Genomic DNA, 25,116 nt, shown 5'->3' with positions numbered 1-25,116 from the left:
TTAACTGCTTAGTCACTCTTTAAGACTTGAATCTTGCTCGCCTTTCGGCGTATCGATAGTCTCTTGCGAGTGCCCACACAGATTGTCTGATTAACTTGTTAAAGAGCATTGACAACCGGAATTCACTTCCGGGTTGCGAGGCGGCGTATTTTACGCTGTTCGCCTTGAGAGTCAAGCAATTATTTTCGCTTTTCGCTCACCGGCCTTCGCGGCCTGTTTCAGCGCAGCGTCGGTCAGTGGGAGCGCATTATAGGGCGTTTTACGGCGCTGGCAATAGTTTTTTGCAATTTTATTTTTAAGTGAGCGCTTTTTGTTCTTTTAAAGATAAAAACAACACAAATAGGCTAAAATCAATGCAGATCATTCCATTGCATGGCGTTTTTTTCCTCAATAACATTCCTATATAATTGCTTATATGTTTGCGATCCACTCTAACTATTGAGGTTTTTATGCCTATTGTTTTACGTCAATATCTAAATTTCTATCCTCAAGTCGGTCAAAAAGTTCTTTTAGATCCTTCTTCTGTTGTAATTGGAGATGTCAGATTAGCAGACAATGTCAGCATTTGGCCGCTTGTAGTTATCAGGGGAGATGTAAATTATGTCTCAATTGGTTCACGTACAAATATTCAAGATGGTTCTGTTTTACATGTGACTCATAAATCTCCTGATAATCCAAATGGCTTCCCACTAATAATTGGCGAAGATGTCACGGTAGGTCATAAGTCAATGCTACATGGGTGTAAAATTGGGAATCGAGTCTTAGTTGGCATGGGTTCCATTTTACTTGATGGAGTGACTATTGAAGACGATGTTGTGATTGGAGCTGGTAGCCTAGTTACTCCAGGTAAAAAATTAGAAAGCGGTTATCTGTACGTCGGTAGCCCTGCCAAACAAGTACGAAAACTCAAACCTGAAGAATTGGAAGGGCTGCTTTATTCCGCTAATAATTACGTTAGCTGGAAAAATGACTACCTATCAACACAATTTTAAAGCAAAGAGTAGCGTCCAAATTGATCATCATGCCCACTCAAAATAGCTGTTTCAAACTCTTCTTCCAAATCCCAGCGATGTTGGCGAAACAAATCGAGTGGGTGATGATCCTTACCATAACGCTCGCTTATTTCATCAGAACTCATCATACATTCCACCAGCAAACCATCCACCATTGCTGGAAATATCACCTTATTTTCTGCTTCATCCCACTCTTCACGATCAGGAAATTGAATTGATTGGTTCATACATGTAACTCCTGTCTTAAGGCCGTTAAAGCAGGTTCTATTTCGGGGAATACACCATGCCACAATTCAAAAGAATACGCAGCCTGACCTACCAGCATTCCTAGGCCATCAGCCAAATGTGAAACACCATTTTGATGAGCAAACGTAAGGAAAGGCGTTAATCCATGCTGGTAATACATGTCGTAACACACACTATTATTTTGAAAAATCAACGGAGAGATGGCAGGAATTTGCCCATCAAGGCCAGAAGCTGTTGCATTAATGATAATATCAAAATCTGGAGTAATAAGGCCAAGTGCACTCATTTCAATGGCCTGGATATCACCTAATAGAGAAAATGTATTTGCGATTATTTGAGCACGTTCAAATGTTCGGTTAGTAATAGTGACTGAACAGTCCAGTGATAACAAAGGAGACAATACACCTTTCGCTGCTCCACCAGCGCCTATGATCAGAATCCTCTGTCCTTGAGAGAGAAATTTGAGTCGCTGCAAGTCTACTAATAATCCCATTCCATCAGTATTGTCACCGAGCAGTCGGTTTCCCTCTATCCGTTTTAATGTGTTAACTGCACCGCAGAGACTCGCTCGTTCAGTCAATTCATCAGAGCATTTATAGGCTCTCTCTTTGAAAGGAACGGTGATATTCGCTCCTAATCCCCCCTGTTCGAAAAAATAAGCTAAGGTTTGTTCAAAGTTTTCTACCGGAGCAAGTACTCTCCCATACTGATGTTCGATACCTGTTTGTTCAGCAAACAATCGATGAATATAAGGAGACTTACTATGTGCGATTGGATTACCAAAAACAGCAAATTTATCCATGACTACCTATCCTTGCCGATATAATTTACCCGTTAACGCATCCCTGATTTCTGATGGATTCTTACGCCCACCCACTTCTCCTTCTAATATTGGAACACGATTGCCAAATTGCTGTCGTACTTCTTCTGCACTACGACATGGCTCTAACCCACTTAGATTCGCACTGGTCGAAACAAGTGGTTTTTCATATATAGCGCATAGCTGCTGAACCAAAGGGTGATCCGTAACACGAACGGCCAATGTTGAAAATTTGCCAGTCAACCATTTTGGTGTGGCTGCTTTCGCAGGGATTACCCATGTAACAGGACCAGGCCAAGATGAGAGTATGGTTTCTTTCTGTGCATCATTTATCTGTTCATCATCAATATAAGGACATAATCTCTCATACTTATCAGCAATAAGAATTAGTCCTTTCTCCCAAGGCCTATTTTTCAACGCTAATAGCTCTTGCACTGCATTTTCACTATCAGGATCACACCCTAATCCAAAAACGGCTTCAGTTGGATAAGCAATAACTTTTTCTTCTTTTAAGGCCGTGATAACTTCATCAAATACTGGTGAGATTACGTAACTCATTTCATTTCTCAATTTCGTTAACTTGATGCTTACTACACAATTTACTGGCACAAAATAATTTTACACCTTGGGAAGTGCGCTTTTCTATTAACAATGGATAGTGACAAAACATACATTCACTTGGGGTAGGCTTATTGTTAAGTGCAAACTGACACTCTGGATAGCGACTACAAGAATAAAATGTCTTACCAAAACGAGATTTACGCTGGAGTAATTTTCCTTGCTGGCATTGAGGGCAATTAATTGATGTATCATCTGGTTTATCAATTAATTCTGTATATTCACATTCAGGATAATGACCACAACCAATGAACATACCATAACGCCCTTGACGTAAGACTAAAGTGAAACCACATTTGGGACAGGTTTGACCATCCAATTCTTTAACAATATGTCCATCTACTTGTGCTTTCAAAGGACGAAGATAATGGCAAGATGGATAGCTGGAACACGCGTAAAATGGGCCATGGGCGCCATTGCGAATCACTAACTCAGCATTACACTCAGGGCAACGCTCTCTTTCTTTTATAGTAAAAGGCACTTTCTTAGACATATCTCACTCGCTGAATATCGGCAGCCGCTATAACATTAGAAAAAGCACAAATTAAATCGCTTAATTAGTTCGGACATACCCACCAGCAACAACAGCAACTTTTCCCATGAGTTCCAACTCCAATAATTTGGTCATAACTTCGGTAACAGGCAGGGAAGAGCGCTGGGCAATCACATCAATAGGTGTAACTTCACTACTTACGTTAACCAGCACATCCACAAATGGCAACTCTGTTTGTTCAAATTGTTTATTTTCTTCCTCCTGACTTTTCTCTTCGATGTTAACCCATTGAAACGACGAACTAATATGTTCCATGATATCCATTACATTTGTTGCTAAATAAGCCCCTTGTTTAATCAACCAATGATTACCTTCGTTCGCAGGAGTGCCTAATGGACCAGGTAATGCAAAGATGTCTCGCCCTTGTTCAAGAGCGCAACGCGCTGTAATCAGTGATCCACTATTCTTATGAGCTTCCACAATAAGAAGAGCCAAACTTAACCCACTAATAATTCGATTTCGCCTTGGGAAATGCTTTGCTTTAGGTGGTGCATCAGGAAAAAATTCGGAAACTAATGCACCATATTCTTTAATATGTCTGGCTAAGGATTTATGTCTGCTGGGGTAGATATTTTTAAAACCACTACCAAGTACCGCTACTGTTTTCCCTCCCGAATCCAATGCTGCCTGATGGCAGATACCGTCAATACCAATCGCCAGCCCACTAGTTATTACCAGATTATTTTTAGCCAAGTCACTAGCAAATATCTTTCCCCATTTTTCACCATAAAAAGTCGCAGCCCTACTACCAACCATTGAAATTTGCTTTTGAGATAAGACCGATACATCACCTACAACAAAAAGAACAAGAGGTGGAGAGTGTATTTGCTTTAATAAAGGCGGATATGCGGGATGAGAGAAAGTCAACAAATGATGATCTGGTTGTTCTAACCAATTGAGAGCCGAAACCAACACGGAAGTGTTAGCTTTCATAAATTGCAAGCATTGTGCAGATGACAGACCACATGCTTTAAGGGAAGATACACTGCAATTTTTCGTTTGTAACAGGCGATCCATAATAAGCATGGCCTTCGCTGTTGAAAGATGAGAGACCATTTTCATTCTTAACCACATTTCCATCGTTTCCATATCGTCATCCTGACCTGAGGTTGAGAGCAACCCTCTCATGATTAATTTATGTTCAATACTGTCAATCTAAATGGGAAATGTCTAGAATAGGCATCAATTATCACTCACTTTTTGGATGCAGTTCTAAACATATATGTCAGTTTTACAAGTATTACATTATCCAGATGAGCGACTTCGCACAGTTGCTAAGCCAGTAGAAAAAGTCGATGCAGAAATTCAGCGTATCGTTGATGATATGTTTGAAACGATGTATGCAGAGGAAGGTATTGGTTTAGCGGCAACACAAGTCGATATACATCAGAGAATTATTGTCATTGACGTCTCTGAGGATCGTGATCAACGTCTTGTTCTGATTAACCCGGAATTGATTAATAAAACCGGTGAAACAGGAATAGAAGAAGGTTGTTTATCTGTTCCTGAACAGCGTGGATTTGTTCCTCGTTCTGAGCAAGTAAAAATTAAGGCCTTAGACTATAACGGCCAACCATTTGAATTAGAAGCTGATGAATTACTGGCAATCTGTATTCAACATGAAATGGATCATTTAGTCGGTAAACTCTTTGTTGATTATTTATCACCATTGAAACGTCAACGCATCCGTCAGAAAGTTGAAAAAATTGACCGACTGAGAGCCAAAAACAAATAACTTTTATTATCGCAGGAAATAACAGTGTCTGATTCTTTACGTATTATTTTTGCCGGAACGCCTGATTTCGCGGCTCGCCATTTAGCTGCTTTATTAAACTCTCAACACCAGGTTGTCGGAGTGCTCGCTCCACCAGACAAGCCGGCAGGAAGAGGTAAGAAACTGACACCAAGTCCTGTAAAGGTATTGGCTGAAAAACATAATATTCCTGTTTTCCAGCCAAAAACCTTACGTACAGAAGAAAACCAACAGTGGGTCATGGAGCAGCAAGCTGATATTATGATCGTTGTTGCCTATGGCTTAATTCTTCCTCAAGCTGTTTTAGATATACCACGTCTAGGATGCTTGAATGTCCACGGTTCTTTGCTACCTCGCTGGCGTGGTGCAGCCCCCATTCAACGCTCCATTTGGGCTGGCGACCAAGAAACTGGCATAACGATCATGCAAATGAATGCAGGACTTGATACTGGTGATATGCTGTTGAAATCTATTTGCCCAATTACAAATGAAGATACCAGTGCTAGCCTATACGAAAAACTTGCCGATATTGGGCCAAAAGCCTTACTCAACACCTTAGATTTAATCACATCGGGAACCCTCCAGCCTGAAATTCAGGATGACACACTTACAACCTATGCCGAAAAACTGAGTAAAGATGAAGCAAAAGTAGATTGGAATTTATCGGCAAGCCAAATTGAGCGTTGTATTCGTGCCTTTAACCCTTGGCCCATGAGCTTCTTCTTAGTTGATGATCAACCAATTAAAATCTGGCAGGCAGAAGTCATTGCAGAGCAAAGCACCCAAGCTCCTGGAACAATTATCAGCGCGGATAAAAAAGGTATTCAAATTGCAACAGCGGATGGGATATTAAATATTGTTCAATTGCAACCATCGGGCAAGAAAGCAATGTCGGTTGCCGATCTCTTAAACTCCAAACGTGAGTGGTTTACACCTGGTAGCAAAATCAACTGATACTAACAAAATCAACTGATACTAACCTGACTTTGCCTGAATATTTTAGCATTCAGGCTTCTTCTTATTTACCATGCTGACGAACGTCAGCTTTTTGACCATACCATGAAAAATACATATAACCTGAGAAGCATCGCTGCAAAAGCAATCACTCAAGTGCTTGAGCAAGGGCAATCCCTCAGCACCGTTATACCCGAACTCCAACAAAAAGTTTCTGATAAAGATAAGGCGTTGTTGCAAGAGATCTGTTTTGGTGTGATGAGAGTATTACCTCAGCTTGAGTGGTTTATCAGTCAACTAATGGCAAAGCCATTGAAAGGAAAACAACGTATTTTCCACTACCTAATCATGGTTGGTATATATCAGCTGATATATACACGTATACCTGCACATGCTGTACTTGCCGAAACCGTCAATGGAGCAACTAATTTAAAACGACCACAGCTGAAAGGGGTAGTTAATGGTGTCCTTCGCCAATTTCAGCGCCAGCAACAAGAATTAATCGAACGAGAAAATAATCAACACCTACATCCCAAATGGCTGCTAGAACGCATTCAAAAAGCATATCCACAAAATTGGCAAACTATAGTGGATGCCAACAACCAAAAACCCCCTATGTGGCTACGAGTTAACCAATTCCATCATACGGCGAAAGAATATCTTGCACTATTAGAAGAAGCTAATATAGAAGCAGAATTAGATATCAACCATCCTAGTGCTATTCGTCTTCTGAATCCCTGTCCTGTCAGTACACTACCCGGATTTAGCCATGGCTGGGTAACTATTCAGGATCGCTCTGCACAGGGATGTGCTGAACTCTTAGGCCCATGTGACGGTGAATCTATACTGGATCTTTGTGCTGCACCGGGAGGAAAAACCACTCATATCCTCGAAATAGCACCAAAATCTAAGGTTCTCGCTATCGATATTGATGAGCAACGAATTAAGCGAGTAAAAGAGAATTTACAACGACTTAAATTGCATGCTGTCGTCAAAACAGGTGATGGACGCCTTCCACACGAGTGGGCTGCTGATGAACAATTTGATCGTATTCTTCTTGACGCCCCGTGCTCTGCTACAGGGGTTATTCGCCGTCACCCTGACATAAAATGGCTACGCAGGAACGAAGATATAAATCAATTAGTTACATTGCAATCTGAAATCCTTGAAGCTATCTGGCCATATTTGAAGCGAAATGGCACGCTAGTTTATGCCACCTGTTCAATTTTACCTCAGGAAAATAGTGAGCAAATAAGAGCATTTTTGGCCCGTCATCCCGATGCAGTATTATCAAAAGCAGGCAATTCGGATACTCCTGGAATGCAAATTATTCCAGAAGTTACGGGCGGTGACGGCTTCTTTTATGCCCGACTAACTAAGCAATAATAACTCTCTCTCGTTCCAACTGGACGAGAGAATTTTATGGTTTTGCTAAAATATCAAGAATAGAAGATGGCTTCCAATTGAGAAGAGAATGCTATGAAGATAATCATTCTGGGTGCTGGCCAGGTTGGTGGAACGTTAGCTGAGAATTTAGTTGATGAAAACAATGATATTACTGTCGTTGATACCGATACAGATCGTCTACGCCAGTTACAGGATAAATTCGATCTCCGAGTTATCAATGGCCATGGCTCCCATCCCAGAGTATTGAAGGAAGCTGGCGCTGAAGATGCTGATATGTTAATAGCTGTCACAAATTCAGATGAAACCAATATGGTTGCATGCCAAATTGCTTATTCTCTATTTAACACTCCGAATAAAGTCGCTAGGATACGCTCATCAGAATATATCCGAGAATCAGAAAAATTATTTCAACCTGATGATATTCCTATTGATTATCTAATATCTCCTGAGCAACTGGTTATTGATTACATCTATAAATTAATCCAATACCCAGGAGCATTACAAGTTGTTAATTTTGCTGAAGGGCGTGTCAGCATTGTCGCGGTCAAGGCCTATTATGGTGGTTCACTGGTAGGCAATGCCTTATCCTCACTCCGAGAGCATATGCCACATATTGATAGCAAAGTTGCTGCAATATTTCGTCAAGATCGCCCCATTCGACCACAAGGTTCAACAATTATTGAAGCTGGAGATGAAGTCTTCTTCGTTGCAGCATCACAACATATCAGGGCTGTAATGAGCGAATTACAACGCCTTGAAAAACCGTATAAACGCATCATGATTGTTGGTGGCGGTAATGTTGGTGCAGGCTTAGCCTTACGGCTTGAAAAAGATTACAGCGTCAAGCTAATTGAGCATAACCAAAAAAGAGCCATTGAATTAGCTGAATTATTGCACGATACCATCGTGTTTTATGGTGATGCTTCAGACCAAGAATTGCTAGCTGAAGAACACATTGAACAAGTTGACGTTTTTATAGCGCTAACAAATGATGATGAAGCCAATATTATGTCAGCCATGCTTGCAAAACGAATGGGGGCCAAAAAAGCAATGGTCCTTATTCAACGCAGTGCATATGTTGATTTAGTACAAGGTGGAGTCATTGATATTGCAATTTCACCTCAACAAGCAACAGTATCGGCGCTACTTGGTCATGTCCGTAAAGCAGATATTGTCAGTGTGTTCTCATTGAGAAGAGGAGTTGCTGAAGCTATCGAGGCCATAGCTCATGGCGATGAACATACTTCAAAAGTTGTTGGGCGTAAGATAAGTGATATCAAATTACCACCAGGAACAACAATAGGTGCCATTGTCCGTAATGAAGAAGTCATCATTGCAAATGATTACAGTATTATTCAACAAGGTGATCATGTAATCATGTTTATTACTGATAAAAAATTCGTGCCTGAAGTAGAAAAGCTTTTCCAGCCAAGTCCTTTCTTCCTGTAAAAACATCAATTCGGACTTATTCAATTAATAGAATCTACTTAAAAAGCTAGAAGGCCAATGATAACAACTTGATAAAATTATTATCATTGGCCTCCCAACCATGGTTTTTACCATGTTTTTCTTTACGATTATAACTTCCTTTACCTTTTTTATTTTTCTCTACTCTCTGTCTAAACAAAGGATCATGTAATAAGGCTTCTATAGCATTATCTTTGATAATGCCTTTTTTATGGCGATATGTTGTCACAATAACCTCTAAATTAATTAATAAAATAGTTTTATAATTAAAAACAGTGTGATTGTACTCTTAGCACCCAAAACAATAAAGAAAAATTATCTGTTTGTCGCACCTTCTTCCAAAATTTCCAATATAGAACAATATGTACTGACGTGAGTACTACCACAACAAGCATCACTCAACATTTTCAAAGAATCACGCATTTTTTGCATTTCTAATAATTTTTCTTCAACTTCTCGCAATCTAGAATCAACAATATGTTTTGACTCCTTGCATGTATAGTGCTCAGGATCAACTCTAATAGATAATAGTTCTACAATTGCTTCGAGTGTAAAACCTAATTGTTTTGCATAGCGGATAAAACGTAATCGCTGTAGATCCTGTTCAGTATATAATCGATAACCACCTTCCGTTCTTTCTCCATGAAGCATCAGCCCCTGTTTTTCATAAAAGCGGATAGTATCAGGTGTTACACCTGCTAATTTTGCCAACTGACCGATACGATACATAAGATTCTCCTATCAAGTAGAAAATAATCACAATACTACCAGAATAGGCTAAGAGATCATCTGAACAGAAAAAAATTTGCAGATTAGATGGTGAATATAAAACGAAGAGTTAGAGGATCAAAATTAAAAGGCAATAAAAAACCGGGATAATACCCGGCTTTTTACGCTCCTACAGATTACTCTGCAGACGCTACTTCTGTCTGAGACTCTGCTGCACGGTCAACAAGCTCGATGTATGCCATCGGTGCATTGTCACCAGCACGGAAGCCACACTTCAGAATACGAGTGTAACCACCTGCACGGCTCGCAAAACGCGGGCCCAGTTCATTAAACAGTTTTGCCACGATCTCGTTATCACGAGTACGGGCGAATGCCAGACGACGATTAGCTACGCTGTCGGTCTTGGCAAGAGTAATCAGCGGCTCAACGACGCGACGCAGTTCTTTCGCTTTAGGCAGAGTCGTCTTGATGATTTCATGACGAACTAAAGAACCTGCCATGTTACGAAACATAGCTTGGCGATGGCTGCTGTTGCGGTTCAATTGACGACCACTCTTACGATGGCGCATGACCTTATCCTTCTCAGTAAAACCTTAACCTGTGATCTAGTTACTCATCAGCAATACTTGCTGGTGGCCAGTTTTCCAGACGCATGCCCAGAGAAAGTCCACGTGAAGCCAGTACATCTTTAATCTCAGTAAGAGATTTTTTACCCAAGTTAGGTGTTTTAAGTAACTCAACTTCAGTACGCTGTACCAGATCACCGATGTAGTGGATAGCTTCTGCTTTAAGGCAGTTAGCAGAGCGGACAGTCAATTCCAGATCGTCAACAGGGCGCAGCAGGATCGGATCAAACTCTGGCTTCTCTTCTTTTACTTCTGGTTGACGTACATCACGTAAATCAACGAAAGCTTCTAGTTGTTCAGCCAGAATGGTAGCTGCACGGCGAATCGCCTCTTCAGGATCGATTGTACCGTTAGTTTCCATCTCGATAACCAGCTTATCCAAGTCAGTACGCTGTTCTACACGAGCTGCTTCAACATTGTAGGCGATACGCTCTACTGGGCTATAGCAGGCATCTACTAACAAACGACCGATAGGGCGCTCATCTTCTTCCGAATGAATTCGGGCAGAAGCCGGCACATATCCACGACCGCGCTGAACTTTAATACGCATACTAATGGAAGCGCTTTCGTCAGTCAGATGGCAGATTACGTGCTGCGGCTTGACGATTTCGACATCACCGTCATGGATGATATCGGCTGCAGTCACAGGGCCAATGCCAGATTTATTCAAAGTAAGGATAACTTCATCTTTACCCTGAACTTTCACCGCCAGCCCTTTCAGATTGAGGAGAATCTCCAGGATATCTTCCTGTACACCTTCTTTGGTGCTGTACTCATGCAGTACACCATCAATCTCAACCTCAGTCACCGCACAACCCGGCATAGACGAAAGCAGAATACGGCGCAGTGCGTTGCCAAGAGTATGGCCAAAGCCACGCTCTAATGGCTCAAGGGTCACCTTGGCGTGCGTCGAACTGACTTGCTCGATATCTACCAGGCGCGGTTTTAGAAACTCTGTCACAGAACCCTGCATTGTGTCCTCTCTTTGGTGCTAAGCTTTACTTAGAGTAAAGCTCGACGATCAGGTGTTCGTTAATGTCAGCGGATAGATCAGTACGTTCAGGAATACGCTTGAACACACCTTCCATCTTCGCAGCATCAACTTCCAACCAAGTTGGTTTCTCACGCTGCTCAGCCAGCTCTAAAGCTGCTTTAATGCGAGCCTGCTTCTTCGCTTTTTCACGAACGCTGACTACGTCATTCGGGGATACCTGATAAGAAGCGATGTTAACAACGCGACCATTTACCGTGATAGCCTTGTGGCTTACCATCTGACGAGCTTCAGCACGAGTCGCGCCAAAACCCATACGATAAACGACGTTATCCAAGCGACTTTCCAGCAAATTCAGCAGGTTTTCACCTGTGTTGCCTTTCAGACGAGTCGCTTCTTTATAATAGTTACGGAATTGACGCTCCAGGACACCGTAAATACGACGAACTTTTTGTTTTTCACGTAACTGTACACCATAGTCAGACAGACGCGGTTTACGTGCGCCGTGCTGGCCTGGTGCCTGTTCTAATTTACACTTGGTGTCAATCGCGCGAACGCCAGACTTCAGGAAAAGGTCTGTGCCCTCGCGACGGCTCAGCTTGAGCTTAGGACCCAAATATCTTGCCATTTTCTTTCTCCAACAATCCTAAAAAACGAAGACGTACTAAACGCGACGTTTTTTCGGTGGACGACAACCGTTATGAGGGATCGGAGTCACATCAGTAATATTAGTGATGCGGAAACCAGCCGCATTTAACGCGCGGATAGTTGACTCACGGCCAGGACCAGGTCCTTTAACCATAACTTCCAGGTTCTTAATTCCGTACTCTTTTACTGCTTCAGCGCAGCGCTCTGCCGCAACCTGAGCTGCAAACGGAGTAGATTTACGAGAACCACGGAAACCGGAACCACCGGCAGTTGCCCAACCCAATGCGTTACCCTGACGATCAGTAATAGTAACGATGGTATTGTTGAAAGAAGCATGGATATGAGCCACACCGTCAGAGACTTGTTTTCTTACACGCTTACGTGCACGAATAGGTGCTTTTGCCATTATTCAATACCCCGATTATTTCTTGATCGGTTTACGCGGACCCTTACGGGTACGTGCATTGGTCTTAGTACGCTGACCGCGAACTGGCAGACCACGACGATGACGCAAACCACGATAGCAACCAAGATCCATCAGACGTTTGATACTCAGGGTTACTTCACGACGCAGATCACCTTCTACAACGTATTTGGCAACTTCGTCACGCAGCTTGTCAATTTGCTCTTCAGACAGCTCACTGATCTTAACATTTTCAGCAATGCCCGCTGCTGCACAAATTGCTTGTGAGCGGGTTTTACCGATACCGTAGATCGAGGTTAATGCGATTACAGTATGTTTCTGATCAGGAATGTTAATGCCTGCTATACGGGCCACTATGCACTCCTACAATATTTATTCACTGCAACATCATTCTGAAAAGCCCGTTTTCAGGATACTCAAACAATGTTGCTGTCAGATAAAAAAGATTGGCTGGCTAATTTAGCCAGCTCAACCCAACTTTGCAAGAAAAATATGCGATTAATTAGCCTTGGCGCTGTTTGTGCTTAGGCTCTGCATTGCAAATCACACGAACGATACCGTTACGTTTAACAATTTTGCAATTGCGGCATAATTTCTTGACGGAAGCACGAACTTTCATTTTTACTCTCCGTAACTTCTCAAGCAAACCAATTAGCGGTTATATCCTTTCAGGTTTGCCTTCTTCAATGCAGACTCATATTGACTCGACATCATCAGAGTTTGCACTTGAGCCATAAAGTCCATGATGACGACGACTACAATCAGTAGGGAAGTACCACCAAAATAGAATGGAACTTTCATTGCATCACGCATGAACTCCGGGATTAAGCAGATAAAAGTAATATATAACGCACCAATTAAGGTTAGGCGAGTCATTACTTTATCAATGTACTTAGCCGTTTGCTCTCCCGGACGAATTCCTGGTACGAATGCACCGGACTTCTTCAGGTTATCTGCTGTTTCTCTTGGATTGAAAACCAAAGCCGTGTAGAAGAAACAGAAGAAGATGATTGCAGATGCGTATAATAACACATAAAGCGGTTGACCTGGTTGCAAATACATAGAAATAGTTGTCAACCAATTCCAGCCTGTTCCCCCTCCGAACCAAGAAGCTATGGTACCAGGGAACAAAATAATACTGGAAGCAAAAATTGCAGGGATAACCCCAGCCATATTCACTTTCAACGGCAAATGTGTACTTTGTGCCGCAAAAACTTTACGACCTTGCTGACGTTTTGCATAGTTAACAACGATACGACGTTGACCACGCTCAATGAAAACAACGAAGAAAGTTACGGCAAACACTAATACTGCAACCAACAGCAACAGGAGGAAGTGCAGGTCGCCTTGCCGAGCTTGCTCGATGGTGTGACCAATTGCAGGTGGTAGACCCGCAACGATACCAGCAAAGATTATGATTGAAATACCGTTACCGATACCTCGCTCAGTAATCTGCTCACCCAACCACATCAAGAACATGGTTCCCGTGACCAGACTTACAACAGCCGTGAAATAGAATGCAAGGCCAGGATTAATAACTAATCCTTGCATTCCAGGCATATTCGGCAACCCAGTAGCAATACCGATTGACTGGAATATTGCCAGCACTAATGTGCCATAACGGGTGTACTGACTGATCTTACGACGACCAGCTTCCCCTTCCTTCTTAATCTCTGCTAAACGGGGGTTAACCACAGTTAGCAACTGGATAATAATAGATGCAGAAATATACGGCATTATACCCAGTGCAAAGATAGAAGCACGGCTTAAAGCACCACCAGAGAACATGTTAAACATTTCAATGATGGTGCCTCTTTGCTGCTCGAGCAATTTGGCAAGCACAGCGGCATCAATACCAGGGATTGGAATAAAAGAGCCAATACGGAAAACAATTAGAGCTCCAATGACAAACAAAAGTCTGCGTTTTAACTCGCCTAATCCGCCTTTGGCACTTTGAAAATCTAATCCTGGTTGTTTAGCCATCTGTTACTTATTCCTCAATTTTACCGCCAGCAGCTTCAATTGCAGCACGGGCGCCTTTAGTAACACGCAAGCCACGCACAGTTACTGCGCGATTGAGTTCGCCAGAAAGCATTACTTTTGCGAATTCAATTTGAGGGCCAATAATGTTAGCAGCTTTCAGTGCATTCAGATCGATAACATCGCCTTCAACACGGGCAAAATCAGACAGACGAATTTCTGCGGTGACCATTGCTTTACGTGAAGTGAAACCAAATTTTGGCAGACGACGGTATAAAGGCATCTGGCCACCTTCAAAACCGCGACGAACGCCACCGCCAGAACGAGACTTCTGACCTTTGTGACCACGACCGCCGGTTTTACCCAGACCAGAACCAATACCACGACCTACACGTTTAGGTGCGTGCTTGGCACCTTCAGCCGGAGACAGAGTATTTAAGCGCATCTGTTACTCCTCAACTTTAACCATATAGGAAACCAAGTTGACCATACCGCGAATAGCTGGTGTATCTTCACGCTCGACAGTATGCCCAATGCGACGCAGACCTAAACCAGTCAGAGTTGCCTTATGCTTAGGCAAACGACCAATTGAACTGCGAACCTGAGTAATTTTAATAGTCTTAGCCATGGTCATTACCCCTGAATTTCTTCGACGGATTTGCCACGCTTAGCTGCAACCATTTCTGGAGACTTCATGCTGTCTAAAGCGTCCAGAGTTGCACGAACCACGTTGATCGGGTTAGTGGAACCATAGGTTTTAGCCAGTACGTTACGAACTCCAGCTACTTCCAGAACAGCACGCATCGCACCACCGGCGATGATACCTGTACCTTCGTGAGCAGGCTGCATGAACACACGAGAACCGGTGTGTGAGCCTTTCACTGGGTGGTACAAAGTGCCGCTGTTAAGTGCGACGGTTTTCATATTGCGACGTGCTTTTTCCATCGCTTTCTGGATTGCTGCCGGAACTTCGCGTGCTTTGCCGTAGCCAAAACCAACGCGACCGTTACCATCACCAACTACAGTTAGTGCTGTAAAGCTGAAAATACGGCCACCTTTAACGGTTTTAGATACGCGGTTTACCGCGATCAGCTTTTCCTGCAGTTCGCCAGCTTGTTTTTCGATGTGAGCCATCTTACACCTCTACCTTAGAACTGAAGGCCAGCTTCACGGGCAGCATCTGCCAGTGCCTGGACTCTACCATGATATTGGAAACCAGAACGGTCAAAGGATACATCTTTGATGCCTTTTTCCAAAGCACGTTCAGCAACAATCTTACCAACTAATGCTGCGGCTTCTTTGTTTCCAGTTAATTTCAGTTGTTCACTGATAGCTTTTTCTGTTGTAGAAGCTGCCACCAGAGTTTCAGAACCATTTGGTGCGATAACCTGCGCATAAATATGGCGAGGGGTACGATGTACCACCAGGCGAGTCGCACCCAGTTCTTTGAGCTTGCGGCGTGCGCGGGTCGCACGACGGATACGAGCTGCTTTCTTATCCATAGTGTTACCTTACTTCTTCTTAGCCTCTTTGGTACGCACGACTTCATCGGCGTAACGAACACCCTTGCCTTTATATGGCTCAGGACGACGATAGGCACGCAAATCTGCCGCAACCTGACCAATCACCTGCTTATCAGCACCTTTCAGTACGATTTCAGTTTGTGATGGGCATTCCGCAGTTATGCCTGCTGGCAGCTGATGCTCAACCGGATGCGAGAAGCCTAAAGACAAGCTAACTACGTTGCCTTTAACTGCTGCACGATAACCAACACCAACCAGCTGAAGTTTCTTAGTGAAACCTTCATTAACACCAATAACCATAGCATTCAGCAGAGAACGAGTTGTACCTGCCTGCGCCCAAGCGTCAGCAAAACCTTCGCGCGGAGCGAAAGTCAGTTGGCTATCCGCATGATTAACTTCAACTGCGTTGTGGATTTTACGACTTAGCTCGCCGTTTTTACCCTTAATCGAAATAACCTGACCGTCGAGTTTAACCTCTACGCCGGCAGGAATGACGACGGGTGCTTTTGCAACACGAGACATTCTTTCCTCCCGAATTAAGCTACGTAGCAGAGAATCTCGCCACCCAGACCAGCCTGGCGAGCTGCACGATCAGTCATTACACCTTTAGAGGTAGAAACAACAGCGATACCCAAACCAGCCATAACTTGTGGCAGCTCATCTTTTTTCTTATAGATGCGCAGACTTGGGCGGCTTACACGCTGAATGCTTTCTACAACAGCCTTACCTTGGAAATACTTCAGAGTGATTTCCAGTTCTGGCTTAGTGTCGCCTTCGATTTTAAAATCTTCAATGTAACCTTCTTCCTTCAGCACCTTGGCAATTGCCACTTTCAGCTTGGAGGAAGGCATGGTGACCGCAACTTTATTCGCGGCCTGACCGTTACGGATACGGGTCAGCATATCCGCGATCGGATCTTGCATGCTCATCTGTCTTTACTCCCGTGATTCAATTGGTGACAATTACCAGCTAGCCTTTTTAAGGCCCGGGATTTCACCGCGCATAGCGGCTTCACGGACTTTAATACGGCTCAACCCAAACTTCCGCAAAAATGCATGCGGACGCCCAGTTTGACGGCAGCGGTTACGCTGACGGCAAGGGCTGGAATCACGTGGCAGTGTTTGCAGTTTAAGAACAGCATTCCAACGGTCTTCATCAGATGCGTTTACATCAGAGATGATCGCTTTCAGTTCAACGCGTTTTGCGAAGAATTTCTCAGCTAATTTCGCACGTTTTACATCACGTGCTTTCATTGATTGCTTAGCCATGAGTACCCTGCCTTACTTGCGGAACGGGAAGTTAAACGCAGCCAACAGTGCGCGGCCTTCATCATCAGATTTCGCAGTAGTAGTGATAGTAATATCCAAACCACGTACGCGATCCACTTTATCGTAATCGATTTCAGGGAAGATGATTTGCTCACGAACACCCATGCTGTAGTTACCACGACCATCGAATGATTTAGCGGACAAACCACGGAAGTCACGGATACGTGGTACAGCAATAGAAATCAGGCGCTCAAAGAACTCCCACATGCGTTTCCCACGCAGGGTTACTTTACAGCCGATTGGATAGCCCTGACGGATTTTGAAGCCTGCAACTGATTTGCGTGCTTTGGTGATCAATGGCTTCTGACCAGAGATTGCTGCCAAGTCAGCTGCTGCGTTATCCAGCAGTTTTTTGTCAGCAATTGCTTCACCAACACCCATGTTCAGGGTGATCTTCTCGACCCGAGGGACTTGCATGACAGAATGGTAACCAAACTGAGTCATCAGTTTCTTGACTACCTCGTCTTTGTAGTAATCATGCAGTTTCGCCATCGTATACTCCAAATTACTTGATAGTTTCATTGTTAGATTTGAAGAAACGGACTTTTTTGCCGTCTTCAAATCTAAAACCTACACGGTCAGCCTTGCCGGTTGCTGCATTGAAGATTGCAACGTTAGAAACATTGATAGCTGCTTCTTTTTCAACGATGCCACCTGGTTGGTTCAGAGCCGGAACTGGTTTCTGATGTTTTTTAACCAGGTTGATGCCTTCAACAATGACTTTACCAGAAGAAAGAACCTGTTTTACTTTACCGCGCTTACCTTTGTCTTTACCAGTCAGCACGATAATTTCGTCATCACGACGGATTTTCGCTGCCATTTCCTGCTCCTTAGAGTACTTCAGGTGCCAGAGAGATAATTTTCATGAACTTTTCATTACGAAGTTCACGAGTCACCGGCCCAAAAATACGCGTACCGATAACTTGCTCACTATTGTTGTTCAACAATACACAAGCGTTGCTATCGAAGCGAATGACAGAACCGTCCGGGCGACGAACACCCTTCTTGGTGCGCACCACTACCGCTTTCAGGACATCACCTTTTTTCACTTTACCGCGGGGAATTGCTTCCTTGATAGTGATCTTGATGATGTCACCGACATGTGCGTAGCGACGGTGCGAGCCACCCAGAACCTTGATACACATTACGCGACGTGCACCGGAGTTGTCGGCCACGTTCAGCATAGTCTGTTCTTGGATCATTTTAGTGCTCCGCTAAATGTCAACTACTACTGAGCCACTTTATTTTTAAAGAGGCCGTTTCAATATCCCATACTACGAGGGCGCGGCATTATAACACCACATCTTCGCGATGGACAGAAAAATAAACGGCCCCGTTATTTTTTGGGCCGTTTATTTCGTACGATACAGCGATCTATTATAGAACCGCTTTCTCTATAACGCGAACTAAAGTCCAAGATTTAGTCTTAGACAGTGGACGGGTTTCGCGGATTTCCACTACATCACCAATTCCACATTCATTGTTCTCGTCATGTACGTGCAGTTTAGTCGTACGTTTGATGAACTTACCATACAATGGGTGTTTCACCTTACGCTCAATAGCAACAACAATGGATTTTTCCATTTTGTCGCTAATAACACGACCTTGCAGAGTACGGATTTTATCGGTCATTACGCACCCGCCTTCTCAGTCAGTAAAGTCTTAACGCGTGCAATATTACGACGCACTTGTTTCAACAGGTGAGACTGTTGCAGCTGGCCACTTGCCGCCTGCATACGCAGATTGAATTGTTCACGTAACAGGTTCAGCAGCTCAGTGTTCAGCTCTTCAACGCTTTTTTCGCGCAGCTCTTGTGCTTTCATTACATCACCGTCTTAGTTACAAAGGTGGTTTTGATAGGCAGTTTCGCTGCCGCCAGCTTGAATGCTTCACGAGCCAGCTCTTCAGGCACACCGTCCATTTCATACAGGACTTTACCGGGCTGGATCAAGGCAACCCAGTATTCTACGTTACCTTTACCTTTACCCATACGCACTTCGAGTGGCTTTTCGGTGATAGGTTTGTCTGGGAACACACGGATCCAGATTTTACCTTGACGTTTAATTGCACGGGTCATAGCACGACGTGCCGCTTCGATCTGACGAGCAGTCAGACGACCACGGCCCACAGCTTTCAGACCGAAAGTGCCGAAGCTAACATCCGCACCTGCAGCCAGACCACGGTTGCGGCCTTTGTGCACTTTACGGAATTTCGTACGCTTTGGTTGTAACATCAGCGACTCTCCTTACTTGCGGCCTTTACGCTGCTGCTTTTTAGGTTGAGCAGCCGGTTTTTCCGCCTGTTCAACTGCAGCCATACCACCCAGGATCTCACCTTTGAAGATCCATACCTTAACGCCGATTACACCATAAGTGGTGTGCGCTTCAGAAGTATTGTAGTCGATGTCTGCACGCAGAGTATGCAGAGGTACACGACCTTCCCGATACCACTCAGTACGTGCAATTTCAGCACCGCCCAGACGGCCGCTGACTTCCACTTTTATACCTTTAGCGCCCAAACGCATAGCGTTCTGTACAGCACGTTTCATAGCACGGCGGAACATGACACGACGTTCCAGCTGTGAACTGATGCTGTCAGCAACCAGTTTTGCGTCCAGTTCAGGTTTACGTACTTCGGCAATGTTGATCTGCGCAGGAACGCCAGCGATATCCGCTACAGCTTTACGCAGTTTTTCAACGTCTTCACCTTTTTTACCGATTACAATGCCTGGACGAGCAGTGTGAATGGTTACACGAATGCTTTTCGCAGGACGTTCGATAACGATACGTGAAATAGATGCTTTAACCAGTTCTTTGTTCAAGTACTGGCGAACTTTAAAGTCGCTGTCCAGGTTGTCAGCGAATTCTTTGGTATTCGCATACCAGGTAGAGTTCCAAGGTTTGACAATACCCAGACGAATACCATTAGGATGTACTTTCTGACCCATTGCTAGTCTCCAGAGTCTCAGCGATCGGACACAACCACAGTAATGTGGCTGGTGCGCTTCAGGATACGATCTGCGCGGCCTTTGGCACGAGGCATAATACGCTTCATAGTTGGGCCTTCGTCTACGAAAATTTTCGTGACTTTCAGATCATCGATGTCAGCGCCATCGTTGTGTTCTGCGTTAGCAATAGCAGACTCAAGTACTTTCTTCACTAAACCAGCAGCTTTTTTGTTGGTATAGGTCAGAGTTTCCAGAGCTTGCGACACTTTCTTACCGCGGATCAGGTCAGCCACAAGGCGAACCTTCTGAGCAGAAGAACGAGCGTGGCGATGTTTAGCGATAGTTTCCATCTCTTCCTCCTACCTTAGCGCTTTTTAGCCTTTTTATCGGCCGCATGGCCGCGATAAGTACGGGTCGGCGCGAATTCACCCAGTTTATGACCAACCATTTCGTCGGAAACAAAAACTGGTACATGCTGACGACCATTATGGACAGCGATGGTCAAACCGATCATGTTAGGAAAGATCGTTGAACGACGGGACCAAGTCTTAATAGGCTTTTTGTCTCCGCTTTCCACCGCTTTCTCTACCTTCTTCAGCAAGTGCAGGTCAATAAATGGACCTTTCTTGAGAGAACGTGGCATGGTTTATCCTCTAATTATTTTTTAGAACGGCGACGTACGATATATTTATCAGTACGTTTGTTGCTACGGGTCTTCTTACCTTTGGTCTGGATGCCCCATGGAGTTACAGGGTGTTTACCAAAGTTACGACCTTCACCACCACCATGTGGATGGTCTACTGGGTTCATCGCCGTACCACGAACGGTAGGACGAATACCACGCCAGCGACTTGCACCAGCTTTACCCAGAACGCGCAGCATATGTTCTGCGTTACCAACTTCACCTAAAGTAGCACGGCAATCAGACAGTATTTTACGCATTTCACCAGAACGCAGACGCAGGGTTACATAAGAACCATCACGTGCAACGATCTGAGCATAAGCACCTGCTGAACGAGCCAACTGGCCACCTTTACCTGGTTTCATTTCTATGTTGTGAACAGTAGAACCAACCGGAATGTTGCGCATTGGCAGAGCGTTACCGGTCTTGATCGCTGAATCAGCACCAGACTGGATTTGATCACCCGCTTTCAGGCCTTTAGGCGCAAGGATGTAACGACGCTCACCGTCTTTATACAGAACCAGTGCGATGTTTGCTGAACGGTTTGGATCATATTCCAGACGCTCAACAACAGCAGGGATACCGTCTTTGTTACGTTTGAAGTCAATCAGACGATAATGCTGTTTATGGCCACCACCGATGTGACGAGTGGTAATACGACCATTGTTGTTGCGACCACCAGTTTTGTTGTTTTTTTCCAACAACGGAGCATAAGGTTTACCCTTATGCAGCTCAGGGTTAACCACTTTAACAACGTGGCGACGGCCCGGAGACGTAGGTTTACATTTAACAATTGCCATTGTTCTTTACTCCTCCGACTTACTCAGCGCCGCCAACGAAGTCCAGGTTCTGGCCTTCTTTCAAGGTGACGTAAGCCTTTTTCCAGTCGCTACGACGACCAATACGCTGTCCGTGGCGTTTCACTTTACCTTTAACCAGCAAAGTGTTTACACCTTCCACTTCAACTTCAAACAGTTTCTGTACGGCAGCTTTGATCTCTGCTTTAGTCGCGTCTTTCGCAACTTTGAGAACGATGGTGTTGCTCTTTTCCATCGCTGTAGAAGCTTTTTCAGATACGTGCGGCGCGCGCAGTACTTTCAGCAGACGTTCTTCACGGATCATGCCAGCATCTCCTCAACTTGCTTCACAGCTTCAGCAGTCATAACCACTTTGTCGAAGGCAATCAGGCTTACAGGATCGATACCTGCTGTATCACGAACGTCAACCTTGTACAGGTTACGAGCTGCTAAGAACAGATTCTCATCAACTTCGCTAGTGACGATCAGCACGTCTTCCAGAGCCATTTCTTTCAGTTTCTGTACCAGCAACTTAGTCTTAGGTGCTTCAACAGAGAACTTCTCGACAACGATCAGACGATCTTGACGTACCAGTTCAGACAGGATGCTTTTCAGAGCACCACGGTACATCTTTTTATTAACTTTTTGACTGTGGTCCTGTGGTTTCGCTGCGAAAGTTACACCACCAGAGCGCCAAATTGGACTCTTAATAGAACCAGAACGCGCGCGGCCAGTGCCTTTCTGACGCCATGGTTTTTTACCTGAACCAGAAACTTCAGCACGAGTTTTCTGAGCACGAGTACCTTGACGAGCACCAGCTGCATATGCAACAACTACTTGATGCACAAGCGCTTCATTGAAATCACGCCCGAAGGTAGTTTCGGAAACAGTCAGCGCGCTTTGCGCGTCTTTCATTACCAATTCCATTCCTATCTCCTCGACGTTACGCCTTGACAGCCGGTTTTACGATCAGGTTACTGTTCGTTGCACCTGGAACAGCACCTTTGACCAGCAGCAGGTTACGCTCAGCGTCAACACGTACTACATCTAAGCTCTGAACGGTTACGCGCTCATTACCCAGTTGGCCTGCCATTTTCTTGCCTTTGAACACTTTGCCCGGAGTCTGGTTCTGACCGATAGAACCCGGAACGCGGTGAGACAAGGAGTTACCATGGGTAGCATCTTGAGTACGGAAGTTCCAGCGTTTAACAGTACCCGCGAAACCTTTACCTTTAGATGTACCAGTAACGTCAACTTTTTTAACGTCAGCGAAAATTTCAACGCTAATGCTTTGACCTACAGTGAATTCAGCATCGTCTTCTGACAGGCGGAATTCACGCAGAATGCGGCCTGCTTCAACGCCAGCTTTAGCGAAATGGCCTGCTTCAGCTTTCTTAACACGACTTGCTTTTTTGCTACCAGTCGTTACCTGAATTGCACGATAACCGTCAGTCTCTTTGTTTTTAACTTGAGTTACACGGTTATTTTCGATTTCGATAACAGTTACAGGGATTGAAACGCCATCTTCAGTGAAGATGCGAGTCATGCCCACTTTTTTACCGACTAAACCAATCATTGTTTCAACCTCTCAATCGTTCAATGACCTGATTAACCCAGGCTGATCTGCACATCTACACCGGCAGCCAGATCCAGACGCATCAGAGCATCAACGGTTTTCTCGGTTGGCTCAACGATGTCAACCAGACGTTTGTGAGTGCGAATTTCGTACTGATCACGCGCATCTTTATTAACGTGTGGAGAAATCAGAACGGTAAAACGCTCTTTACGAGTTGGCAGAGGGATCGGACCACGAACCTGCGCACCAGTGCGCTTCGCAGTCTCTACGATTTCCGCAGTTGATTGATCGATCAAACGATGATCAAATGCTTTCAGGCGGATACGGATTCTTTGGTTCTGCATGAGACCAGAGCTCCAACTATTTTATAAACGTAAATGATTACTCCTCACACCCATTTCGGTTGATGGGGGAGTGTAATCGTTCTGTGCATAACCCCCATATCGGGAGTATTTTAAATGGCGGCTATTCACCGCTCATTACTGATAATAATCAGTCCTACTCTTGTAGGTAAGCCCGCGCATTATACGTGAATTTACCCACAAAGCAATATTAAGAGTGAAATCTATGCAAAAAGTACATACAAAAAAGAGGAAAGCAAGAAAGAAAATGGAAGAAAAACGCCCTATATACATCAAATTATAGGGCGACAAAATTATAGCTATTCTTCTTCACTAAGCTGAGATTGAATGTAATTTTGTATTCCAATTCTAGTTATCAGTTCAAGTTGAGTTTCCAACCAATCAATATGATTTTCTTCATCAGCAAGCACCTCTATCATCAAGTCTCTACTGACATAATCATGAACTGAATCGGCATATGCGATTGCTTCTCTGAGATCCTTTGCTCCACGTAATTCTAATTCCAGATCAGATTTCAGCATTTCCTCTACATCTTCTCCGATATTGAGCTTGCCTAAATCTTGTAGATTTGGAACCCCCTCCAAAAAAAGAATACGTTCGATAAATTTATCTGCGTGCTTCATCTCATCAATGGACTCGTGATACTCGAAGTCATTCAAACGTATCAATCCCCAGTTCTTAAACATCCGTGCATGCAAGAAATATTGATTGATGGCGACAAGTTCATTACCGAGAAGTTTATTCAAATGTACAATTATTTTTTTATCACCTTTCATAGCAAGTTCCTCCGCTTCCAGTAACTAAAGTGTAGTACTAATTTGGCAGAGTAATTGCAAGTAAATTGTACTTATTTTAGGCAACATTATTTATTGGAGGTAGTAGAGCAATCTCCTCATTCATTATTTCACGTGCTTGACGTATGCATTTTCCGCAGTCGCTTCCTACAGGAACAAAATTCCTCAATTCTCTGATAGAACGAATATGTTGCTGATGAACAGCATTACGTATGGTTTTATCACTTATTGCATTGCAGAGACAAACATACATGGAAACTCTCTTCTAACTATTTACACACTCTTGATGACTATTTAGGTCGCATAAAACCCCTATACCCAAAATTGTCCACGCTTATAAAATAAACGACACCCCGGAATAGTAAATAGAAATAAATCTCATTTCAATTATTGTTTTTATTTTGTTGAGCAACAAAAAACCACCAATTATGGTGGCTCAGAATAGAAAAAGAGGAGCCTTAGCTCCTCTTTCTTATAATCTTTTGATAATCAAAGATTAAGCAATAACTTTAGCAACAACACCGGCGCCTACAGTACGACCACCTTCACGGATTGCAAAACGCAGACCTTCGTCCATTGCGATTGGCGCAATCAGGTTAACTACCATGTTGATGTTGTCACCTGGCATTACCATCTCTACGCCTTCTGGCAGTTCGATAGTACCGGTTACGTCAGTCGTACGGAAGTAGAACTGTGGACGGTAACCTTTGAAGAATGGTGTATGACGACCACCTTCATCTTTGCTCAGGATATACACTTCAGATTCAAACTGAGTGTGTGGGTGGATAGAGCCTGGCTTCGCCAGAACCTGACCACGCTCAACGTCATCACGCTTAGTACCACGCAGCAGAACACCCACGTTCTCACCCGCACGGCCT

The 25,116-nt window shown here is 43.9% G+C and carries 42 protein-coding genes and 1 pseudogene; 5 read left to right on the top strand and 38 right to left on the bottom strand.

The features are described 5' to 3' along the window. Window positions 1-449: 449 nt before the first annotated feature. Window positions 450-992 carry a gamma carbonic anhydrase family protein gene (locus IQ209_RS16495; protein ID WP_193852297.1) on the top strand — a complete coding sequence of 181 codons (543 nt, stop codon included), beginning with the start codon at window positions 450-452 and terminating at the stop codon, window positions 990-992. Here the strand turns inward: IQ209_RS16495 and IQ209_RS16490 are convergent. From IQ209_RS16490 to dprA, 5 genes are read right to left on the bottom strand one after another with little or no spacing between them, the layout of a single operon-like run. Beyond that, window positions 989-1,240 carry a DUF1488 domain-containing protein gene (locus IQ209_RS16490; RefSeq protein ID WP_193852296.1) on the bottom strand — a complete coding sequence of 84 codons (252 nt, stop codon included), beginning with the start codon at window positions 1,238-1,240 and terminating at the stop codon, window positions 989-991. The genes IQ209_RS16495 and IQ209_RS16490 overlap by 4 nt on opposite strands. Then, window positions 1,237-2,061, bottom strand: a complete 825-nt coding sequence (gene aroE, locus IQ209_RS16485; RefSeq protein ID WP_193852295.1) for a shikimate dehydrogenase — start codon at window positions 2,059-2,061, stop codon at window positions 1,237-1,239. The genes IQ209_RS16490 and aroE overlap by 4 nt, the downstream gene beginning before the upstream one ends. Window positions 2,062-2,067: 6 nt before the next feature. Further along, the gene (gene tsaC, locus IQ209_RS16480; RefSeq protein WP_193852294.1) at window positions 2,068-2,637 is read right to left on the bottom strand and encodes an L-threonylcarbamoyladenylate synthase type 1 TsaC; all 570 of its coding nucleotides are present in this window, start codon (window positions 2,635-2,637) and stop codon (window positions 2,068-2,070) included. Window position 2,638: 1 nt separating this feature from the next. Further along, entirely contained in the window at window positions 2,639-3,190 is a 552-nt protein-coding gene (locus tag IQ209_RS16475) for a type I DNA topoisomerase (protein WP_193852293.1), read from the bottom strand. Between the two features lie 60 nt (window positions 3,191-3,250). Next, complete coding sequence (dprA, locus tag IQ209_RS16470; RefSeq protein ID WP_193852292.1) at window positions 3,251-4,339, bottom strand: DNA-protecting protein DprA; 1,089 nt, start codon at window positions 4,337-4,339, stop codon at window positions 3,251-3,253. Window positions 4,340-4,472: 133 nt separating this feature from the next. Here dprA and def point away from each other — a divergent pair, with 133 nt between their 5' ends. The 4 genes from def (at window position 4,473) to trkA (ending at window position 8,813) form a co-directional block, all read left to right on the top strand. Next, a complete protein-coding gene (def, locus tag IQ209_RS16465; protein WP_193852291.1) occupies window positions 4,473-4,985 on the top strand; it encodes a peptide deformylase in 513 nt (170 codons plus the stop codon). Between the two features lie 24 nt (window positions 4,986-5,009). Next, window positions 5,010-5,957 (top strand): methionyl-tRNA formyltransferase, encoded by a 948-nt coding sequence (gene fmt, locus IQ209_RS16460; RefSeq protein ID WP_193852290.1) that lies wholly within the window; start codon window positions 5,010-5,012, stop codon window positions 5,955-5,957. A 105-nt stretch (window positions 5,958-6,062) separates the two neighbouring features. After that, window positions 6,063-7,343 carry a 16S rRNA (cytosine(967)-C(5))-methyltransferase RsmB gene (gene rsmB, locus IQ209_RS16455; RefSeq protein ID WP_193852289.1) on the top strand — a complete coding sequence of 427 codons (1,281 nt, stop codon included), beginning with the start codon at window positions 6,063-6,065 and terminating at the stop codon, window positions 7,341-7,343. 93 nt (window positions 7,344-7,436) lie between these two features. Next, on the top strand, window positions 7,437-8,813 hold the full coding sequence (trkA, locus tag IQ209_RS16450; protein WP_193852288.1) for a Trk system potassium transporter TrkA: 1,377 nt from the start codon (window positions 7,437-7,439) through the stop codon (window positions 8,811-8,813). 46 nt (window positions 8,814-8,859) lie between these two features. Here trkA and IQ209_RS16445 read toward each other — a convergent pair whose 3' ends face one another. From IQ209_RS16445 to tuf, 33 genes and pseudogenes are all read right to left on the bottom strand, one after another. Next, window positions 8,860-9,060: a ribosome alternative rescue factor ArfA gene (locus IQ209_RS16445; RefSeq protein WP_193852287.1), complete on the bottom strand. Its 201-nt coding sequence runs from the start codon at window positions 9,058-9,060 to the stop codon at window positions 8,860-8,862. 86 nt (window positions 9,061-9,146) lie between these two features. Then, the gene (zntR, locus tag IQ209_RS16440; protein WP_193852286.1) at window positions 9,147-9,560 is read right to left on the bottom strand and encodes a Zn(2+)-responsive transcriptional regulator; all 414 of its coding nucleotides are present in this window, start codon (window positions 9,558-9,560) and stop codon (window positions 9,147-9,149) included. A gap of 176 nt (window positions 9,561-9,736) precedes the next feature. Beyond that, window positions 9,737-10,129, bottom strand: a complete 393-nt coding sequence (rplQ, locus tag IQ209_RS16435; protein ID WP_074021494.1) for a 50S ribosomal protein L17 — start codon at window positions 10,127-10,129, stop codon at window positions 9,737-9,739. Window positions 10,130-10,169: 40 nt separating this feature from the next. Beyond that, a complete protein-coding gene (rpoA, locus tag IQ209_RS16430; protein ID WP_038269634.1) occupies window positions 10,170-11,159 on the bottom strand; it encodes a DNA-directed RNA polymerase subunit alpha in 990 nt (329 codons plus the stop codon). A gap of 25 nt (window positions 11,160-11,184) precedes the next feature. Continuing rightward, window positions 11,185-11,805, bottom strand: coding sequence for a 30S ribosomal protein S4 (gene rpsD / locus IQ209_RS16425; RefSeq protein ID WP_074021493.1), 621 nt, complete (start codon window positions 11,803-11,805; stop codon window positions 11,185-11,187). 36 nt (window positions 11,806-11,841) lie between these two features. Next, on the bottom strand, window positions 11,842-12,231 hold the full coding sequence (rpsK, locus tag IQ209_RS16420; protein ID WP_002919257.1) for a 30S ribosomal protein S11: 390 nt from the start codon (window positions 12,229-12,231) through the stop codon (window positions 11,842-11,844). Between the two features lie 15 nt (window positions 12,232-12,246). Beyond that, window positions 12,247-12,603 (bottom strand): 30S ribosomal protein S13, encoded by a 357-nt coding sequence (gene rpsM, locus IQ209_RS16415; RefSeq protein ID WP_038240472.1) that lies wholly within the window; start codon window positions 12,601-12,603, stop codon window positions 12,247-12,249. A 148-nt stretch (window positions 12,604-12,751) separates the two neighbouring features. Beyond that, a complete protein-coding gene (gene rpmJ, locus IQ209_RS16410; protein ID WP_045968063.1) occupies window positions 12,752-12,868 on the bottom strand; it encodes a 50S ribosomal protein L36 in 117 nt (38 codons plus the stop codon). Window positions 12,869-12,900: 32 nt separating this feature from the next. Then, on the bottom strand, window positions 12,901-14,232 hold the full coding sequence (secY, locus tag IQ209_RS16405) for a preprotein translocase subunit SecY (protein WP_193852285.1): 1,332 nt from the start codon (window positions 14,230-14,232) through the stop codon (window positions 12,901-12,903). A gap of 7 nt (window positions 14,233-14,239) precedes the next feature. Beyond that, window positions 14,240-14,674 carry a 50S ribosomal protein L15 gene (gene rplO, locus IQ209_RS16400; RefSeq protein WP_193852284.1) on the bottom strand — a complete coding sequence of 145 codons (435 nt, stop codon included), beginning with the start codon at window positions 14,672-14,674 and terminating at the stop codon, window positions 14,240-14,242. Window positions 14,675-14,677: 3 nt separating this feature from the next. After that, window positions 14,678-14,857 carry a 50S ribosomal protein L30 gene (rpmD, locus tag IQ209_RS16395; RefSeq protein WP_045968059.1) on the bottom strand — a complete coding sequence of 60 codons (180 nt, stop codon included), beginning with the start codon at window positions 14,855-14,857 and terminating at the stop codon, window positions 14,678-14,680. 5 nt (window positions 14,858-14,862) lie between these two features. Further along, window positions 14,863-15,363, bottom strand: a complete 501-nt coding sequence (rpsE, locus tag IQ209_RS16390) for a 30S ribosomal protein S5 (protein ID WP_193852283.1) — start codon at window positions 15,361-15,363, stop codon at window positions 14,863-14,865. Between the two features lie 14 nt (window positions 15,364-15,377). Next, window positions 15,378-15,731, bottom strand: coding sequence for a 50S ribosomal protein L18 (gene rplR, locus IQ209_RS16385; protein WP_193852282.1), 354 nt, complete (start codon window positions 15,729-15,731; stop codon window positions 15,378-15,380). A 9-nt stretch (window positions 15,732-15,740) separates the two neighbouring features. Further along, window positions 15,741-16,274, bottom strand: a complete 534-nt coding sequence (gene rplF, locus IQ209_RS16380; RefSeq protein ID WP_074021488.1) for a 50S ribosomal protein L6 — start codon at window positions 16,272-16,274, stop codon at window positions 15,741-15,743. A 14-nt stretch (window positions 16,275-16,288) separates the two neighbouring features. After that, window positions 16,289-16,681, bottom strand: a complete 393-nt coding sequence (gene rpsH / locus IQ209_RS16375; RefSeq protein WP_038240479.1) for a 30S ribosomal protein S8 — start codon at window positions 16,679-16,681, stop codon at window positions 16,289-16,291. Between the two features lie 33 nt (window positions 16,682-16,714). Next, complete coding sequence (gene rpsN, locus IQ209_RS16370) at window positions 16,715-17,020, bottom strand: 30S ribosomal protein S14 (protein WP_010847489.1); 306 nt, start codon at window positions 17,018-17,020, stop codon at window positions 16,715-16,717. A gap of 12 nt (window positions 17,021-17,032) precedes the next feature. Beyond that, window positions 17,033-17,572, bottom strand: a complete 540-nt coding sequence (gene rplE, locus IQ209_RS16365) for a 50S ribosomal protein L5 (RefSeq protein WP_074021486.1) — start codon at window positions 17,570-17,572, stop codon at window positions 17,033-17,035. A gap of 13 nt (window positions 17,573-17,585) precedes the next feature. Next, window positions 17,586-17,900 (bottom strand): 50S ribosomal protein L24, encoded by a 315-nt coding sequence (gene rplX / locus IQ209_RS16360; RefSeq protein WP_045968050.1) that lies wholly within the window; start codon window positions 17,898-17,900, stop codon window positions 17,586-17,588. Window positions 17,901-17,910: 10 nt separating this feature from the next. Further along, window positions 17,911-18,282, bottom strand: coding sequence for a 50S ribosomal protein L14 (gene rplN, locus IQ209_RS16355; protein WP_010847486.1), 372 nt, complete (start codon window positions 18,280-18,282; stop codon window positions 17,911-17,913). 175 nt (window positions 18,283-18,457) lie between these two features. Then, window positions 18,458-18,712: a 30S ribosomal protein S17 gene (rpsQ, locus tag IQ209_RS16350; RefSeq protein WP_086107748.1), complete on the bottom strand. Its 255-nt coding sequence runs from the start codon at window positions 18,710-18,712 to the stop codon at window positions 18,458-18,460. Continuing rightward, a complete protein-coding gene (rpmC, locus tag IQ209_RS16345) occupies window positions 18,712-18,903 on the bottom strand; it encodes a 50S ribosomal protein L29 (protein ID WP_010847484.1) in 192 nt (63 codons plus the stop codon). The genes rpsQ and rpmC overlap by 1 nt, the downstream gene beginning before the upstream one ends. Then, entirely contained in the window at window positions 18,903-19,313 is a 411-nt protein-coding gene (gene rplP / locus IQ209_RS16340; protein ID WP_012990491.1) for a 50S ribosomal protein L16, read from the bottom strand. Before rplP ends, rpmC begins: the two co-directional genes overlap by 1 nt. Before the next feature lie 12 nt (window positions 19,314-19,325). Continuing rightward, on the bottom strand, window positions 19,326-20,027 hold the full coding sequence (gene rpsC / locus IQ209_RS16335) for a 30S ribosomal protein S3 (protein ID WP_010847482.1): 702 nt from the start codon (window positions 20,025-20,027) through the stop codon (window positions 19,326-19,328). Window positions 20,028-20,044: 17 nt separating this feature from the next. Further along, complete coding sequence (gene rplV / locus IQ209_RS16330; RefSeq protein WP_010847481.1) at window positions 20,045-20,377, bottom strand: 50S ribosomal protein L22; 333 nt, start codon at window positions 20,375-20,377, stop codon at window positions 20,045-20,047. Window positions 20,378-20,391: 14 nt separating this feature from the next. Beyond that, the gene (gene rpsS, locus IQ209_RS16325; protein WP_011148791.1) at window positions 20,392-20,670 is read right to left on the bottom strand and encodes a 30S ribosomal protein S19; all 279 of its coding nucleotides are present in this window, start codon (window positions 20,668-20,670) and stop codon (window positions 20,392-20,394) included. A gap of 14 nt (window positions 20,671-20,684) precedes the next feature. Further along, the gene (rplB, locus tag IQ209_RS16320) at window positions 20,685-21,509 is read right to left on the bottom strand and encodes a 50S ribosomal protein L2 (RefSeq protein WP_193852281.1); all 825 of its coding nucleotides are present in this window, start codon (window positions 21,507-21,509) and stop codon (window positions 20,685-20,687) included. Window positions 21,510-21,528: 19 nt separating this feature from the next. Then, entirely contained in the window at window positions 21,529-21,831 is a 303-nt protein-coding gene (gene rplW, locus IQ209_RS16315; protein WP_038269605.1) for a 50S ribosomal protein L23, read from the bottom strand. After that, on the bottom strand, window positions 21,828-22,433 hold the full coding sequence (gene rplD / locus IQ209_RS16310; RefSeq protein ID WP_099133064.1) for a 50S ribosomal protein L4: 606 nt from the start codon (window positions 22,431-22,433) through the stop codon (window positions 21,828-21,830). The genes rplW and rplD overlap by 4 nt, the downstream gene beginning before the upstream one ends. 16 nt (window positions 22,434-22,449) lie before the next feature. After that, entirely contained in the window at window positions 22,450-23,082 is a 633-nt protein-coding gene (rplC, locus tag IQ209_RS16305) for a 50S ribosomal protein L3 (RefSeq protein WP_189760120.1), read from the bottom strand. Window positions 23,083-23,114: 32 nt separating this feature from the next. Beyond that, window positions 23,115-23,426, bottom strand: a complete 312-nt coding sequence (gene rpsJ / locus IQ209_RS16300) for a 30S ribosomal protein S10 (RefSeq protein WP_001181005.1) — start codon at window positions 23,424-23,426, stop codon at window positions 23,115-23,117. A 317-nt stretch (window positions 23,427-23,743) separates the two neighbouring features. Continuing rightward, window positions 23,744-24,220, bottom strand: coding sequence for a bacterioferritin (bfr, locus tag IQ209_RS16295; protein ID WP_193852280.1), 477 nt, complete (start codon window positions 24,218-24,220; stop codon window positions 23,744-23,746). Between the two features lie 76 nt (window positions 24,221-24,296). Then, window positions 24,297-24,491 (bottom strand): bacterioferritin-associated ferredoxin, encoded by a 195-nt coding sequence (gene bfd, locus IQ209_RS16290; protein ID WP_193852279.1) that lies wholly within the window; start codon window positions 24,489-24,491, stop codon window positions 24,297-24,299. A gap of 243 nt (window positions 24,492-24,734) precedes the next feature. Further along, window positions 24,735-25,116 (bottom strand): annotated as a pseudogene (tuf, locus tag IQ209_RS16285) (elongation factor Tu); the annotation flags it as partial.

Origin of the sequence: Xenorhabdus sp. BG5, from assembly GCF_015163665.1 — a bacterium.
GTDB lineage: Bacteria > Pseudomonadota > Gammaproteobacteria > Enterobacterales > Enterobacteriaceae > Xenorhabdus.
The sequence above is the reverse complement of the archived record's forward strand: the minus strand, read 5'-3'. Positions and strand labels throughout refer to the sequence as shown.